19 protein-coding genes and 2 pseudogenes are annotated in these 15613 nt (G+C 37.7%); 20 read left to right on the top strand and 1 reads right to left on the bottom strand.

From position 1 onward, the window contains the following. The first annotated feature begins 432 nt into the window (after window positions 1-432). The 9 genes from tmk to rsmI all read left to right on the top strand — a co-directional run bounded on the left by tmk (window position 433) and on the right by rsmI (window position 6099). Entirely contained in the window at window positions 433-1059 is a 627-nt protein-coding gene (tmk, locus tag RST01_RS15505) for a dTMP kinase (RefSeq protein WP_147198233.1), read from the top strand. 63 nt (window positions 1060-1122) lie between these two features. Beyond that, the gene (gene darA, locus RST01_RS15510; protein ID WP_066791257.1) at window positions 1123-1452 is read left to right on the top strand and encodes a cyclic di-AMP receptor DarA; all 330 of its coding nucleotides are present in this window, start codon (window positions 1123-1125) and stop codon (window positions 1450-1452) included. 20 nt (window positions 1453-1472) lie between these two features. Continuing rightward, window positions 1473-1910 (top strand): YaaR family protein, encoded by a 438-nt coding sequence (locus RST01_RS15515; protein ID WP_066791258.1) that lies wholly within the window; start codon window positions 1473-1475, stop codon window positions 1908-1910. A gap of 64 nt (window positions 1911-1974) precedes the next feature. Next, window positions 1975-2976 carry a DNA polymerase III subunit delta' gene (holB, locus tag RST01_RS15520; RefSeq protein ID WP_147198235.1) on the top strand — a complete coding sequence of 334 codons (1002 nt, stop codon included), beginning with the start codon at window positions 1975-1977 and terminating at the stop codon, window positions 2974-2976. Then, on the top strand, window positions 2969-3784 hold the full coding sequence (locus RST01_RS15525; RefSeq protein WP_066791262.1) for a PSP1 domain-containing protein: 816 nt from the start codon (window positions 2969-2971) through the stop codon (window positions 3782-3784). Before holB ends, RST01_RS15525 begins: the two co-directional genes overlap by 8 nt. Window positions 3785-3804: 20 nt before the next feature. Beyond that, window positions 3805-4161: a DNA replication initiation control protein YabA gene (gene yabA, locus RST01_RS15530; protein ID WP_066791264.1), complete on the top strand. Its 357-nt coding sequence runs from the start codon at window positions 3805-3807 to the stop codon at window positions 4159-4161. Window positions 4162-4228: 67 nt separating this feature from the next. Next, on the top strand, window positions 4229-4978 hold the full coding sequence (locus tag RST01_RS15535; RefSeq protein ID WP_147198237.1) for a tRNA1(Val) (adenine(37)-N6)-methyltransferase: 750 nt from the start codon (window positions 4229-4231) through the stop codon (window positions 4976-4978). Next, window positions 4962-5255 carry a GIY-YIG nuclease family protein gene (locus tag RST01_RS15540; RefSeq protein ID WP_147198239.1) on the top strand — a complete coding sequence of 98 codons (294 nt, stop codon included), beginning with the start codon at window positions 4962-4964 and terminating at the stop codon, window positions 5253-5255. Before RST01_RS15535 ends, RST01_RS15540 begins: the two co-directional genes overlap by 17 nt. Then, window positions 5227-6099, top strand: a complete 873-nt coding sequence (gene rsmI, locus RST01_RS15545; protein WP_147198241.1) for a 16S rRNA (cytidine(1402)-2'-O)-methyltransferase — start codon at window positions 5227-5229, stop codon at window positions 6097-6099. The genes RST01_RS15540 and rsmI overlap by 29 nt, the downstream gene beginning before the upstream one ends. A gap of 152 nt (window positions 6100-6251) precedes the next feature. Here the strand turns inward: rsmI and abrB are convergent, their stop codons facing one another. Continuing rightward, on the bottom strand, window positions 6252-6530 hold the full coding sequence (gene abrB / locus RST01_RS15550; RefSeq protein ID WP_066791272.1) for a transition state genes transcriptional regulator AbrB: 279 nt from the start codon (window positions 6528-6530) through the stop codon (window positions 6252-6254). Window positions 6531-6891: 361 nt separating this feature from the next. Here abrB and metG point away from each other — a divergent pair, with 361 nt between their 5' ends. The 11 genes and pseudogenes from metG to RST01_RS15600 all read left to right on the top strand — a co-directional run bounded on the left by metG (window position 6892) and on the right by RST01_RS15600 (window position 15463). After that, window positions 6892-8850: a methionine--tRNA ligase gene (metG, locus tag RST01_RS15555; RefSeq protein WP_147198243.1), complete on the top strand. Its 1959-nt coding sequence runs from the start codon at window positions 6892-6894 to the stop codon at window positions 8848-8850. Between the two features lie 247 nt (window positions 8851-9097). Next, entirely contained in the window at window positions 9098-9868 is a 771-nt protein-coding gene (locus RST01_RS15560; protein ID WP_147198245.1) for a TatD family hydrolase, read from the top strand. Between the two features lie 414 nt (window positions 9869-10282). Next, window positions 10283-10456 (top strand): annotated as a pseudogene (locus RST01_RS16230) (SH3 domain-containing protein); the annotation flags it as partial. Window positions 10457-10507: 51 nt separating this feature from the next. Continuing rightward, a pseudogene (locus tag RST01_RS16235) lies at window positions 10508-10795 on the top strand (3D domain-containing protein); the annotation flags it as partial. A 187-nt stretch (window positions 10796-10982) separates the two neighbouring features. Next, a complete protein-coding gene (rnmV, locus tag RST01_RS15570; protein ID WP_147198249.1) occupies window positions 10983-11549 on the top strand; it encodes a ribonuclease M5 in 567 nt (188 codons plus the stop codon). After that, window positions 11542-12423 (top strand): 16S rRNA (adenine(1518)-N(6)/adenine(1519)-N(6))-dimethyltransferase RsmA, encoded by an 882-nt coding sequence (gene rsmA, locus RST01_RS15575; protein WP_147198251.1) that lies wholly within the window; start codon window positions 11542-11544, stop codon window positions 12421-12423. The genes rnmV and rsmA overlap by 8 nt, the downstream gene beginning before the upstream one ends. 143 nt (window positions 12424-12566) lie before the next feature. Beyond that, window positions 12567-12833 (top strand): biofilm formation stimulator Veg, encoded by a 267-nt coding sequence (veg, locus tag RST01_RS15580; RefSeq protein WP_066791286.1) that lies wholly within the window; start codon window positions 12567-12569, stop codon window positions 12831-12833. A gap of 133 nt (window positions 12834-12966) precedes the next feature. Further along, on the top strand, window positions 12967-13146 hold the full coding sequence (locus tag RST01_RS15585; RefSeq protein WP_066791287.1) for a small, acid-soluble spore protein, alpha/beta type: 180 nt from the start codon (window positions 12967-12969) through the stop codon (window positions 13144-13146). A 191-nt stretch (window positions 13147-13337) separates the two neighbouring features. Further along, complete coding sequence (gene ispE, locus RST01_RS15590; RefSeq protein WP_147198253.1) at window positions 13338-14204, top strand: 4-(cytidine 5'-diphospho)-2-C-methyl-D-erythritol kinase; 867 nt, start codon at window positions 13338-13340, stop codon at window positions 14202-14204. Window positions 14205-14261: 57 nt separating this feature from the next. Further along, the gene (purR, locus tag RST01_RS15595) at window positions 14262-15095 is read left to right on the top strand and encodes a pur operon repressor (protein WP_147198255.1); all 834 of its coding nucleotides are present in this window, start codon (window positions 14262-14264) and stop codon (window positions 15093-15095) included. Further along, on the top strand, window positions 15092-15463 hold the full coding sequence (locus RST01_RS15600) for a RidA family protein (protein WP_147198258.1): 372 nt from the start codon (window positions 15092-15094) through the stop codon (window positions 15461-15463). The genes purR and RST01_RS15600 overlap by 4 nt, the downstream gene beginning before the upstream one ends. Window positions 15464-15613: the final 150 nt, after the last annotated feature.

The following is a 15613-nucleotide window of genomic DNA, read 5'->3' on the forward strand; positions in this document are numbered from 1 at the left end:
GGACGTTGCTAGGCAATAGTTAAGGTATTAAGCAGATTATGCTTAATACCTTTTTATTTTGTTTAAATGTTATTAGTGTAGATTTCTATTCTAATGTTTAATGGTTGCACCCCTTATTTTCGCTTTTTACGATTTAATCATTATTGAATGTGCTATCCATTTGTCTAATTTTCTCACCATTATGCACTTTAAACTTGGTGATATTTTTATAATTATTAATTGTATGTTCCAGGAAGTAGATTTTAGTAACTCAATGAAGTATAGGATAAATTATTTTAAAAATATATAAATTTTCAATAATGCTAGACGAATGCGTAGCATATGATTAAATACACTTGTTTAGCACATAGCTATACTGGCCTCAATAAGATTAGTAAACGTCTCTAGCAACATGTATAATAAACATACCAGTAGTCATGAAAGGATATAGAGATGAGTAAATTATTTTTCACATTTGAAGGCCCAGAAGGAGCAGGTAAAACAACAATTTTAAAAATGGTTGTTAGTAAACTGCAAGAAGAGGGAAAGAAAGTAGTAGCGACACGAGAACCAGGCGGAAGTGTAATTGCTGAAAAAATACGCCAAATTATATTAGATCCTTCTCATTTAGAGATGGATCCAAAAACAGAAGCGTTATTATACGCGGCGGCTAGAAGCCAGCATTTTGTTGAAAAGATAAAGCCTTCATTAGATGAAGGAAGTATTGTTTTGTGTGACCGTTTCTTGGATTCTTCATTAGCTTATCAAGGTATAGGCAGAGGCCTAGGTATTGATGCGGTAAAGAGCATCAATGAATTTGCTATAGGAAATCGCTTGCCTGACGCAACGATTTTGTTTGATATAGACCCTCAAGTAGGACTAGATCGAATAGCCGCGCATAGTGAACGCGAGGTCAATCGATTAGATGCAGAAAGTTTAGCTTTCCATCAAAAGGTACATCAAGCATACTTACAATTAGCAGATAAATATCCAACTCGCATTTATAAAGTAGATGCCAATAAGCCCCGAGAAGAAGTTTTTCAATCTGTATGGAAAATTATGATCGAATTATTGAACTAATGAATTATTACTGTGTTTTAAAGTGTGGTATAATAGAAAAAAGAAATAGAGGAGTGAATGCCGATGAAATTAGTTGTGGCAGTAGTTCAAGATCAGGATAGTAACCGTCTTTCTAACGCTTTAACGAAACATGATTTTCGCGCAACAAAATTGGCCAGTACTGGAGGTTTCCTTCGTTCAGGTAATACAACCTTCTTAATTGGTACTGAGGATTCACTAGTTCAAAAATTATTAGGCGTCATTCGAGATAATTGCCGCTCCCGTGAACAAATGGTAGCTCCTATCTCACCGATGGGTGGAAATGCAGATGCATATATCCCTTACCCAGTAGAAGTAGAAGTAGGCGGCGCAACTGTCTTTGTATTACCTATCGAACAGTTCCATCATTTCTAAACGGTGGAGGGAACATTTTTTTGAAGATTAATCAAGATTTACGGATCGGTGTAGACACAACTAGACAAAAATTGCCTAATCACCAGCCAACTGCACGTTTTGGAGATTTTGTTGTTCAGTCAGGACAACGAATGCAAACAGAGCAATTAACAAGACTGTTAGGTGATATATCGACCGCTGGTGATCGTATTGCAAAATCCAAAAACCTTCGTGATTTAGCTAAATTTAAAATGCTTGTGAAGCGATTTTTAAAAGAAGTCATCTCTTCGGGGATGGAATTAAAGCAATCGCATACCTGGAACCGTTTTGGGGAAGGGCGTCGGTTGAAAATAGTGCAAACCATTGATGACAAACTAATTGAACTGACGGAGGACCTTTTAAATGAAGAAAAATCTTCCGTTGATTTATTAGCTAAAATAGGTGAGATTAAAGGACTGTTAATCAATCTGTATACGTAGAGCCCGTGTTATTCGGTACGCCGAAGCACGGGATTTTTTCAAAACAAGAGGGTGTGATGGAACCGTGGAGAATATAGAAGACTTACTTCAACTGCAGCCTATTGTAACGAAACAGCTTCAAACCATATTCGAAAAAAATCGTGTTGGACATGCCTACATTTTTGAAGGCTCTAAAGGAACTGGCACTGAAGAATTAATGCTTTTTTTTGTTCGATTAATTTTATGTGAAAATCCCCGCTTGAATGTTCCATGTGAAACATGCAGAAACTGTAAGCGTATCCTATCTGGCAATCATCCTAACCTTCACCAACTATACCCGGATGGACAATTTATAAAAGTAGATGCGATAGACACATTGCTTAGTGAGATGAGCAAGACAGGCTTAGAAGCAGGACGCAAGGTTTATGTGATACATAGTGCTGAACGTTTAAACGTAAAGTCAGCCAATAAATTGTTGAAGTTCTTAGAAGAACCTGAAGGAAACGTGACAGCCATATTTTTAACAGAAAATATAAATGCTATTATTCCAACGATTCGCTCTCGTTGTCAACATATTAAATTTAGAGATATACCACGAAATATATTGATTGAAAAATTAACGGAGAGTGGAATTACCCAATCTATGGCAGCAACAGTCAGCATGTTGACCCATAATGTTGAGGAAGCTTTTGCTCTTGCAAAGGATGAGTCGTTTGCACAGGCAAGAAAAACAGTGTTAAAATTGGTAGAAGCAACCTTTAAAAATGTACATGAAGCAATGCTTATCATACATGAAGACTGGTTGCCTCAATTTAAAGAAAAAGAGCAAGTAGAAATTGCTTTAGATTTAATGCTGTTTGCCTTTCGTGACATTGTCTCCATTAAAGCTAATTCAGAAGTAATGTGCACATACCCAGATACGTTATCCGTATTCAAGGATGCTGCACTTCGAACAAGCTTCAATACACTATCAACTCAATTGCAAGCAATATTAACAGCTCGCAGGCAATTGAAAAGCAATATGAATAAAACGCTAATGATGGAACAGTTGATTTTAAATTTGCAGGAGGTAAAATCCTTTGTATAAAGTAGTTGGTGTCCGTTTTAAAAAAACGGGTAAAATATATTATTTCGACCCTGGCGACTATCTGTTAGAAAAAGGCCAATACGTCATAGTTGAAACAGCAAGAGGCGTAGAATACGGAAAAATTGTTGTAGCAATGAAGGAAGTTGGAGAAAATGATGTCGTATTGCCTCTTAAACAAGTAGTTCGTCCTGCTGATGAACGTGACCGCATTCAAGTCGATGAAAATGAAACTGAATCGACACGTGCATTTGGAATAGCCACGGATAAAATAGTAGAACATAGTTTAGAAATGAAATTAGTAGATGTTGAATATACGTTTGACCGCAATAAAATTATTTTTTATTTTACAGCTGAAGGCAGAGTCGACTTCCGAGAATTGGTTAAAGATCTTGCAGCTATTTTCCGTACACGTATCGAGCTCAGACAGATAGGTGTACGGGATGAAGCGAAAATGTTAGGTGGAATAGGACCATGCGGCAGAATGCTTTGCTGTTCTACCTTCTTAGGAGATTTTGAACCTGTGTCCATAAAAATGGCAAAAGATCAAAATCTCTCGCTCAATCCTTCTAAGATTTCAGGTCTATGCGGTCGCTTAATGTGCTGTTTAAAATATGAAAACGACGAGTATGAAGAGGCGCGGGCACATATGCCAGACATTGGGGAAACAATTAGAACGCCGGATGGCAGAGGAAAAGTCAGCGGCCTAAATATTTTAGAAAGAATACTTCAAGTGGAGTTATATGAGGAGCAGCGAATATTAGAATACACATTGGACGAAATTCTTCAATACGAAAGTTCAGTTCAATAGATAATAACGAGGTGGCTTGAGTGAAGGACCGTAATTTTTTAGATACTGTTATGGAGTTCGAACAACAGCTTGAATCGATGCAAAAACAATTTGAGGCATTGAAGAAATTTGTTGCACTCATGATGGAAGAGCATCAAACATTACAGATGGAGAACAGCCATCTGCGTTCTCGCTTAGAAGAAGTTCTTTCTGTCCATCAGAAAGAGAACGAAAAAGAAGCCATTCAAGAGAAACAAAATGCGATGGATATAGGGGAGGGCTACGATAATTTAGCCCGTCTCTACCATGAAGGATTTCATGTTTGCCATGTTCATTTTGGCAGTTCACGAAAAGGTGAAGACTGTTTATTCTGTTTGTCATTCTTAAATAAACAATAATAATAAAAAGGCTGATTCCACATAAAAGATCGTGGTGGTCAGTCTTTTGCTATGTGGAGGATTTTTAATGGAAGACTGGTTAAAGGAAGATGAAAGAATGGACTATTTACTGGCAGAGGATTTGCGCATAATCCAAAGTCCATCTGTATTTTCATTTTCACTGGATGCTGTGTTGTTATCGAAATTTGTTAACGTTCCTTTTCAAAAAGGAAAGCTGGTGGATTTATGTACAGGCAATGGTGTAATTCCTCTCTTTTTAAGTGCGCGTACAAAAGGGCATATCACCGGTGTAGAATTACAAAGTCGGTTGTATGATATGGCTGAAAGAAGTGTACGCTATAACAAATTAGAAGATCAAATAACCATCATACAAGGAGATGTACGTACCATTTCACCCCAACTAGGAGTGGAAAAATATGATGTGGTGACATGTAATCCTCCTTACTTTCCTGCACATGAGGCAAGTGAAAAGAACCTTAAAGAACATGTTGCAATTGCTCGACATGAAATTCACTTGAAGTTGGATGAAATGATTTATTCAGCAAGCAAACTCTTAAAGCAGGGTGGGAAGGCAGCGTTTGTACATAGGCCAGGTCGCCTTTTAGATATTGTGACCGCAATGCGAAACAATCGATTAGAGCCAAAACGGATACGCTTTGTCTATCCGAAAGAAGGTAAGGAAGCTAATACACTCCTAATTGAAGGCATAAAAGATGGCAAGGCTGATCTAAAAATATTGCCTCCTCTTTATGTGTATGGAGACGATGGTGCTTATACACCAGAAGTAAGAGAGATGCTATATGGCGACAACGAATAAACATATGATGTATGTGGTAGAATGCAGCGATGGCAGTTATTATACAGGCTATACTAATAATTTAGAGAAGCGTTTGGCTGCACACAATGCTGGTAAAGGTGCAAAATATACGAAACCGAGATTGCCTGTACACTGTATTTACGCTGAAGCATTCCATACAAAGCAAGAGGCCATGAGTGCAGAATACCATTTCAAACAATTATCTAAAAAGCAAAAGATCGACTATATTGCAGCATGGAGTGAAAAAAGTGAAATCACAAAAGAGTTCAATGCATGAACAGCAGAGTTGCTTGTACTTAGTAGCGACACCTATAGGAAATTTAGAAGACATAACAATGCGTGCCATCCGTATTTTAAAAGAAGCAGATATTATTGCAGCGGAGGATACACGGAATTCTAGAAAAATTTGCAACTATTTTGAAATCGACACACCCTTAACCAGCTATCATGAGCATAATCTGGAGCAGGGAGGAGAAAAAATCTTACACTATTTACGAGAGGGAAAAAAGGTTGCATTAGTTAGCGATGCTGGTCTGCCTTGTATTTCTGACCCTGGAGCAGATATTGCAGCTAAGGCAATTGATGAAGGATTTGCAGTCATCCCTATACCAGGAGCAAATGCTGCACTCACAGCTTTAATTGCATCTGGTCTTACTCCTCAACCATTCTTCTTTTACGGCTTTTTAAGTCGAAATAAAAAGGAACGAAAAGAATCTTTAGAGAACTTAAAAAAACGTCAGGAAACCATTCTTTTTTATGAAGCACCACACCGCTTAAAAGATACTCTTAAAGACATGCAAGCCATATTAGGCGATCGAAAAATCGTCATGGCACGTGAATTGACAAAGAAATTTGAAGAATTTTTGCGTGGTACTTTAGAAGAAGCGGTTGAATGGGCAATGGCTAATGAAATCCGAGGAGAATTTTGCTTAGTAGTAGAAGGAAGCAAAGAAGCAGAGGAAGATGAAGAAGATAACTGGTGGACACAACTGACAATAGAAGAACATGTCAACCTTTTAATCGAAGAACAAGGTATGTCGTCAAAAGAAGCAATTAAAGAAGTAGCAAAAATACGGAAACTAAGTAAACGAGAAGTTTATCAAGCATATCATGTAGAATGAAACAATAAAAAAATGAAAAGGCCCATGTGGATGAGTAGCATTCCACGTGGGCCTTTTCACTAATATATTAAACAAGATTCATGACGGCTCTCAAAAATTGTTTTAAAAATAACAAACGGTAGCTAAAGCACCTCTCGATGATATGCTAAGCCTTATTTATTTAATTTAGATTGGATTTCTTTAATAAGAATTTGTGCGCCTTCAGGGCTAAGGATTAGATTGCCTCCAGCTAAGCGGAAGTTATCATCTGATACTTCGCCAGTTACAGCACAAGTCATATTAGGCATATATTTTTTTAAGATGATTTTATCGTCATCCACGTAAATTTCTAGTGCATCTTTTTCAGCGATACCAAGAGTACGGCGAAGTTCGATGGGAATAACCACGCGTCCAAGTTCATCAACTTTACGTACAATACCTGTAGATTTCATAATTAGTGTTCCTCCTATATAAGCTATATATTATTGTTTTTCGTCAAAATTCGACATAATATTCCTTGACTAAGCATTAGTATACCAACTAATACCATATACGTCAATTATTTTTCAAGTTATTTTTTCAACAATTTTCAAGAAATTACCGTTCTTTAAGGAGATTTATCTTATTGGATGTTTTTATTTTGAACAATATTTGTATTTATATACGCTATTTATCTTATTTTTTCAAGAAACACTGTAATACGATGTTATTCGACACGATTTGACAAAAACTGAAGAAGTAATCTTTAATTGAAAGGTTTTTCCGTCTCCTATAGAATAGGAAGTATACTGTAAAGCACTGGAGGAAGTTTTCGTGACAAATGAAAAGAAAACATTCTATATCACAACCCCGATTTATTATCCAAGCGGCAAGTTTCATATTGGTACTGCCTATACAACGGTAGCTGCTGATACAATGGCTCGTTATAAACGTTTGCGCGGTTTTGATGTTAAGTTTCAAACTGGTATGGATGAACATGGCCAGAAGATTCAAGAAAAAGCAGAAGAGGCGAATAAAAATCCGCAAGTATATGTAGATGAAATCGCTCAAGCAGCTAAAAAACTTTGGAAGCTAATGGATATTTCATATGATGACTTCATCCAAACAACCGAAGATCGTCATACAAAGGTCGTAGAAAAAATCTTTAAAAAGTTTTTGGATAATGGCGACATTTATAAAGGAGAATATGAAGGTTGGTATTGTACGCCTTGTGAATCGTTTTTTACAGAAACACAGCTGGATAATGGCAAATGCCCGGATTGCGGTAGACCAGTCCATAAGGTAAAAGAAGAATCCTACTTCTTTAACATGAAAAAATATGCTGATCGTCTTTTGGCATACTACGAAGAGAATCCAACTTTCATTGAGCCTGAATCACGAAAAAATGAAATGATTAACAACTTTATCAAGCCAGGTCTTGAGGATCTTTCTGTATCTCGTACTTCATTTGATTGGGGAATACGGGTTCCTGGCGATCCAAAACATGTCATCTATGTATGGGTAGATGCATTAACGAACTATATTACAACATTAGGGTACGATACAGACAATGATGCCGAATTTAAAAAATATTGGCCTGCAGATGTACATGTAGTAGGAAAGGATATTGTGCGCTTCCATACAATTTATTGGCCGATCTTCCTAATGGCATTAGATTTGCCACTTCCTAAAAAAGTATTCGCTCATGGCTTTATTATGATGAAGGATGGTAAGATGTCCAAGTCTAAAGGCAATGTCGTATACCCCGAGATGCTAATAGAGCGCTATGGATTAGATGCTACTCGCTACTTCTTACTCCGTGAGCTGCCATTTGGACAAGATGGTGTATTCTCGCCTGAAGCATTTGTCGAAAGAGTAAACTTCGACCTTGCAAATGACTTAGGAAACCTCTTAAACCGTACGATTTCGATGATGAATAAATATTTCGATGGCGTCATCCCAACTGAAGGACTTATTCCAACAGAGTTCGATGAAGCATTAAAGAACCAGGCAAAAGAAACAAAAGCACGTTACGAAGAAAATATTGAAAAAATGCAATTTAGCCAAGTGTTAAGTGACATTTGGGCACTTGTTTCTCGTACGAATAAATATATTGATGAAACACAGCCATGGGTACTTGCCAAAAATGAAGAGCTTCAAGGCAAGCTTGGAACAGTTATGTATAATTTAGCTGAAAACCTACGCAAGATCGCTATTATGGTTCAGCCATTCATGACCCAAGCTCCAAAAGAAATCATGCACCAGCTTGGTTTAAGCGAGGATTTACTTGCTTGGGAAACATTAGATGACGAAAATGGCATTCCAGCGAAAACGAAAGTGATCGACAAAGGTGTTCCAATTTTCCCACGTCTAGATCCAGAAGAAGAAATTACGTATATCCGCGATCAAATGCGCGTTTCTGTTAAAACAGAAGAGCCGAAAAAAGAGGAAGAACCAAAAGATGAATTTCCTGAAATAACGATTGATGATTTCATGAAAGTCGATTTGCGCGTGGCTACGGTTACAGCTTGCGACAAGGTGCCTAAAGCAGATAAATTATTAAAACTTCAACTGGATTTAGGCTATGAAAAGCGTCAAGTTGTGTCAGGTATTGCGCAATATTACAACTCAGAGGAATTAATTGGACGCAAAGTAATTGTGGTAGCCAATTTAAAACCTGTAAAACTTCGTGGCGAATTATCTCAAGGGATGATTTTAGCCGGCAGCAAAGATGGTATTTTAACACTGGCAACAGTTGATGAAAAGCTTGAAAACGGCGCCCAAGTAAAATAGAAAAGGAAAAAGCCTGCCTATAAAGCAGGCTTTTCTTTTCAAATAAGCGTCATATTAGAGAAATTTGTAAAACGATTTTTTTTAGTTTTTTAGACCTATTAAGCGAATATATTTTATGTTTCGACAGTTATCTTTATGAGTAAAAAGTATAGAAACAGATGAAATGTTTGTAATATAAATGTAATTTGACTGTGAAGCGTGAAATAATTTAATTCGTTACAATGAAATTCATGTGAGGAGAATGAAAATGTTTATCGATACACACGTCCATTTAAATTCTGAACAATACGAAAAAGATCTTCAACAAGTTATTGACCGTGCGTTAGCCAATAATGTAAAGAAAATGGTAGTAGTAGGTTTTGACCAGCCGACAATCAAACGTGCAATGGAACTGGTGGAAACATACGACTTTCTTTATGCAGTAATCGGCTGGCATCCAGTAGATGCAATTGATTGCACACAAGAAGATTTAAATTGGATTGAGCGTTTAGCTGCCCACCCGAAAGTTGTAGCTATTGGCGAAACAGGATTAGATTATCACTGGGATAAATCGCCAAAAGAAATACAACAAGACTTACTTAGAAAACAAATTCAACTTGCGAAACGGGTAAAACTGCCGATTGTCATTCACAATCGTGAAGCAACAAATGACTGTATCCGCATTTTACAAGAGGAAGATGCTTCAGAAGTAGGCGGTGTTATGCATTGTTTCAGCGGTAGTGTAGAAACAGCTAAAATCTGTATTGGGATGAATTTTATGATCGGTTTGGGCGGACCAGTGACATTTAAAAATGCCAAAAAACCAAAAGAAGTTGCTGAAGCTATTCCCCTAGACTATTTGATGGTAGAGACAGATGCGCCATTTCTTGCTCCGCATCCTCATCGCGGTAAAAGAAATGAACCTTCTTATGTACCTTTAGTTGCGGAAGAAATTGCAAGACTAAAAAACATAGCAGTGGAAGAAGTAGCCGAAGCTACAACGCAAAATGCACTTCGTTTCTATAACATTTCAAATTAAAAGACTGAACAAACGTCTCCCACACAAAAAATATGAATAGTTTTCATTAGTTAGGAATAATACTAGTTACTGGAAGTTAAATTAGCAATTAGTATTTTCAAAAAGCAAAAAAGGAGGCGTTTTTTCATGATGAAAGAAAAGTTGTCTATAACAAAGAACTTAAAAAGAATATTTGGCGTGACAGTCTTAGCTATTATGGCATCACCTGTATTGACGAGCTCTATTTTTGCAGAAAATAGCTTTAATATACAGCAGAACCAACAGGTACAAAGCAATGAAAATGCAATGGATAGAGGAGACACTTCGACTACTGTCGCTGGCTTTTTAAAGCAACCCGCAAATGATGCAGCACAATCGGAAGTTCGAGTAGAAAAGGCCATCGATGTAGTGGAAAACTCCCATAAAAAAATTACAATGGTCAGCTCAGCCCGCAAATATCATACGACAGACCGTTTGAACTTGCGCAAGGGACCAGGTACAAAATACAAAGTAAAAACATTGATACCTAAAGGCCATAATGTAACATACAAAGGTCGCAAAGGAAACTGGTATAAAGTTAGCTACAAGAACCACACAGGCTATGTAGCAAAACAATATTTACGTATTGGTATTAAGAAAGTATCAAAACCTGTGTCTAATAAATCAATGTATGTTTCTTCTACAGCCTATACAGCTTATTGCAAAGGATGCTCAGGTAAAACAGCTACAGGGATCAATCTGCGCAAAAATCCATATAAAAAGGTAATTGCAGTCGATCCTAAAGTGATTCCATTGCGTTCTATGGTGTATGTGAACGGATATGGTCTAGCAGTTGCTGGCGATACCGGGGGGGCCATTAAAGGCCGCAAAATTGACGTCTTTATGCCATCGAAGAAAAAAGCATATAGCTGGGGACGACGTACTGTTAAAGTCACTATTCAAAAGTAAAGTTAAGATTTCCTAAGTGGGAGCTTCCTTATCGATTGATGATAAGGGAGCTTTTTTGTGTCTAATTGAATCTTCATGGATAGTTTTGTATATGCTTATAACCAAAGATCCCGTAGAAACTGTACAAACTATACAATAACCAATAAAATAAACAAAGGAACTTCGAAGAAAAGAGGACTTATAATCCGTGGACATTAAGGAAATTATTGTAGTTGAAGGAAAAGATGATACAACAGCGATTAAAAGAGCAGTAAATGCCGATACAATTGAAACAAATGGATCAGCTATCTCAGATGAGACACTGCGCAATATACAACACGCCCAACATGTAAGAGGTGTCATCGTGTTCACTGACCCAGACTATCCTGGCAGGCGTATCCGTGCCATTATTGAGGAACGAGTTCCTGGTGTAAAACATGCATTCTTGCCTAAGGAAAAAACAAAAGCTAAAAACGGAAAAAGCTTGGGGATTGAGCACGCAAAGGACGAAGATATACGCATGGCACTATCCAAGGTTTATTCGCCACAGCAATCTGAAAAATTTATAAGTACGATTACAATAGACGATTTACTAGCAGCTCACTTGATCTCTCATCCTGATGCTAAAAAACGGCGTGAACGATTAGGAGAGTTGTTAAACGTAGGTTCAACAAACAGCAAACAATTGATCAAAAGGCTGACAATGTTCCAAATTACAGAACAACAATTCGGTGAAGCCATTCGACAACTGAATCAGGAGGAAAAAAATGAATAAAGATATAGCTACACCACTGCGCACTCAAGAAATACTAAAAAAATATGGCTTTTCATTTAAGAAGAGCCTAGGACAAAATTTCTTAATTGACCCTAATATCTTACGTAATATTGTAAGCCATGCAGAGTTGACAAAAGAAAGTGCTGCCATTGAGATAGGACCGGGAATCGGAGCACTCACAGAGCATTTGGCGCGCTCTGCGGGTAAAGTTATTTCTTTTGAAATAGACCAACGTTTACTGCCCGTACTTGCTGATACGTTGAGTCCTTATGATAATGTGAAAATTATTCATTCCGATATTTTAAAAGCGGATGTATCCAACATACTAGCAGAGGAATGTGAAAATTATAATGATATAATGGTGGTTGCAAACCTCCCTTATTACGTTACAACCCCAATCCTATTAAAATTATTAATGGATAAATTGCCGATACGCGGTATGGTGGTTATGATGCAAAAAGAAGTGGCTGACAGGATATCAGCGGTTCCAGGGACTAAAGCATATGGCTCTCTGTCTATTGCGGTGCAGTATTATATGCAAGCTGAAGTAGTGATGACTGTTCCGAAAACAGTATTTATGCCTCAGCCAAATGTCGATTCGGCGGTTTTACGCCTTCTCCGTCGTGAAAAACCGCCGGTAGAGGTCATTAATGAAGCGTTCTTTTTTGAAGTAACGCGGAGTTCGTTTGCTCAGCGTCGCAAAACAATACTAAACAATCTGCAATCACAGTTGGAGAATGGAAAAGCGAAGAAGGAACAAATTTTATCTGCGCTTGCAGAGGTGAATATAGATCCAACTCGTCGCGGTGAAACCCTTTCTATTGTTGAGTTTGGAAGATTAGCTGATGCTTTATTACCTCACTTCCAAAAATAACCACTATATTGATATAATGATAAAAAATATTTTTTTATAAAAAATTTATTGACAACGTTTTAACAGATTGATAAAATATAAATTTTATGTTGACAATATTTCAGACATTTTGTATAATGGTTATTAGTGAGGTGTAAGCGAAAATGCCAAAAACTTTAGCCGACATTAAAAAGTCGTTAGATTGTCATTTGGGTAGACGTTTGCAATTAAAAGCAAACGGTGGTCGCAAGAAAACGATTGAGCGCGCTGGAATATTACGTGAAACATATCGCGCAGTATTTGTAGTTGATCTTGATCAAGACGATAACGCGATTGAGCGTGTGTCTTACAGCTACACAGATATTTTAACAGAAGCAGTAGAAATAACATTTGATGATGAGGTTGCAACAGGTGTTGCTGCAGCTAAATAAGCAAACAGAACTATAAACCAAAGCATTTTGTACAGCACTCTAGAAACACTCTGGCATACAGAGAATGTTTCTAGAGTGTTTTTTATATTGTTGGTTATACTAAAAGCCCAGGCGTTAAAGGGAGGAATTTCGTATGGCGAGAAAGTCAATTATGTCCGAACAGTTGAAAATAGAAATCGCAAAAGAATTAGGCTTTTACGATACGGTTCAACGTGAAGGATGGGGCGGAATCAAAGCGCGAGATGCCGGAAATATGGTGAAGAGGGCTATTGAAATGGCGAAAGAGTCTTTAGCAGACGGCCAAAAGCAGTAAATATTTTCACGTATATTAACAAATAGACGCACTGGAAAAGGCAGTTCTTCCTAAATGATAGGAAGGCTGCTTTTTGTTTTATCCCACGTATCAAGCGAATGGCTCATCAAACATAACCTGTGGTAAAATAGTGTGAAGTAGACAAAGAACGGAGATTGCTTCTTCTTTTATATTTGAAAGGAGGCGGAGGTATGCTTTATGTAAAAGCACCTGCCAAAATAAATTTAACGCTGGATGTACTATACAAAAGGAAAGACGGCTACCATGAGGTTGAAATGATTATGACGACTGTGGACTTAGCAGATCGCGTCGGTTTATCAAAACGGAGTGATGGGCAAATCCATATACATTCAAGTAGCACCTTTGTGCCGGATGACCAACGAAATTTGGCATATCAAGCGGCCAAGCTATTACAAGATACATACGGAGTCAAAGATGGTGTCTCCATTTCTATTGATAAGCAGATTCCAGTAGCTGCTGGTCTAGCAGGAGGAAGCAGTGATGCTGCTGCAACATTAAAAGGGTTGAATACTCTTTGGAATTTAGGGTTAACCATTGATCAATTGGCAGAATTAGGAGCAGAAATTGGATCAGATGTTTCTTTCTGTGTATACGGTGGAACCGCTATAGCCACAGGCAGAGGCGAAAAGATCAAGCATATCGCAACTCCACCTGCATGTTGGGTAATACTGGCAAAGCCTGCGATTGGCGTTTCAACAGCAGCAGTGTATGGCGGTCTAGATATGAATAAGGTCGAACATCCAGACACACAACAAATGGTACAAGCTATTGAAGACAAAGATTATTCTCGATTATGCAACAGCGTTGGAAATGTTTTGGAGAGCGTAACATTAGAACTTTATCCCGAGGTATCCATTATTAAAGAGCAAATGAATAGATTTGGGGCAGATGCCGTATTAATGAGTGGCAGTGGGCCAACAGTTTTTGGCTTAGTTCAAAATAAAGCACGGGTGAGTCGCATCGTTAATGGCCTGAGAGGCTTTTGCGATGAAGTATATGCAGTGCGTTTAATTGGTGAAAGAGATGCACTTGCTTAAAGACGCATAATTGTGGTATTTTTTGATTAAAACATTCGGGTAAAAGGAGAGGGTGCTATGAAATGGAAGCGCAGTGAGCGTCTTGTTGATATGACGCATTATTTATTGGAGCATCCACAAAAGCTAATCCCCCTTACTTTTTTTTCAGAGTTATATCAATCTGCTAAATCCTCCATTAGTGAGGATTTGACGATTGTAAAAGATACATTTGAAGAAAGAGGAATTGGGGTTTTAGTGACAGTTCCCGGAGCAGCAGGCGGGGTCAAATATATACCCAAGGTGTCTGAGAATGTAGTCAAAGAGGTAATTGACGAATTAATAAGTGAGTTAGGCCATTCCGACCGTCTATTACCAGGCGGCTATTTATTTATGACGGATTTACTTGGCAATCCCGAATTAATGAATAGAGTAGGGAAAGTATTTGCATCAGCTTTTTGTAGCCAGGAAATAGATGTCATTATGACAGTTGCGACTAAGGGAATTTCGATAGCTCATGCCATTGCAAGACACTTAAACGTACCGGTCGTAGTCGTGCGCAGAGATAACAAAGTAACCGAAGGCTCAACTGTCAGCATTAACTATGTTTCAGGCTCATCACGCCGCATTGAAACGATGGTTTTATCAAAACGTAGTATGAAAAGCGGTCAAAGAGTGCTTGTTACAGACGACTTCATGAAAGTCGGCGGCACGATGAATGGCATGAAAAACCTGATTGAAGAGTTTGATTGCACACTAGCAGGAATGGCTGTACTAGTAGAGGCCGCACATACAGATGAACGTTTAGTCGACAATTATTACTCTTTAGTAAAGTTAAAAGAAGTAAATGAAAAAGACCGTACGATCAAATTAGAAGAAGGCAACTATTTTTCGAAAGGCGGATATGACAGATGAAAGTAATCTCAACAAAAAATGCTCCAGCAGCAATTGGACCATATGTCCAAGGAATGGTAGTCAACAATACTTTTTACAGTTCAGGCCAAATTCCGTTAACAGCGGAAGGGGAATTTGTTGGTGGAGATATTACGGAGCAAACAAATCAAGTATTCGAAAACGTCAAAGCCGTTTTGGCTGAAGCAGGTTCTTCACTAAACCAAGTGATTAAAACGACAGTCTTTTTAACTGATATGGAAGACTTTGCAGTAATGAATGAAATCTATGCCGAATATTTTGGCGCACATAAACCAGCTCGCACAACAGTGGAAGTATCAAAACTGCCAAAAGATGCAAAAGTTGAAATCGAAGTAATTGCTTTAGTATAAAACAAAAGGCCATGATATTGTGGCCTTTTTATTTTGTTTAAAATAATATTTTAAATTTTATAAAAATTTTTTATAATAAAGAAGGGATTAGCTCTCTGCTTATAGAATTAGGATGTTAATAGATTCTATCTAACAACTAAGATGAGAGGT

It is taken from the genome of Rummeliibacillus stabekisii (assembly GCF_007988965.1).
In the GTDB taxonomy this organism is placed as follows: domain Bacteria; phylum Bacillota; class Bacilli; order Bacillales_A; family Planococcaceae; genus Rummeliibacillus; species Rummeliibacillus stabekisii.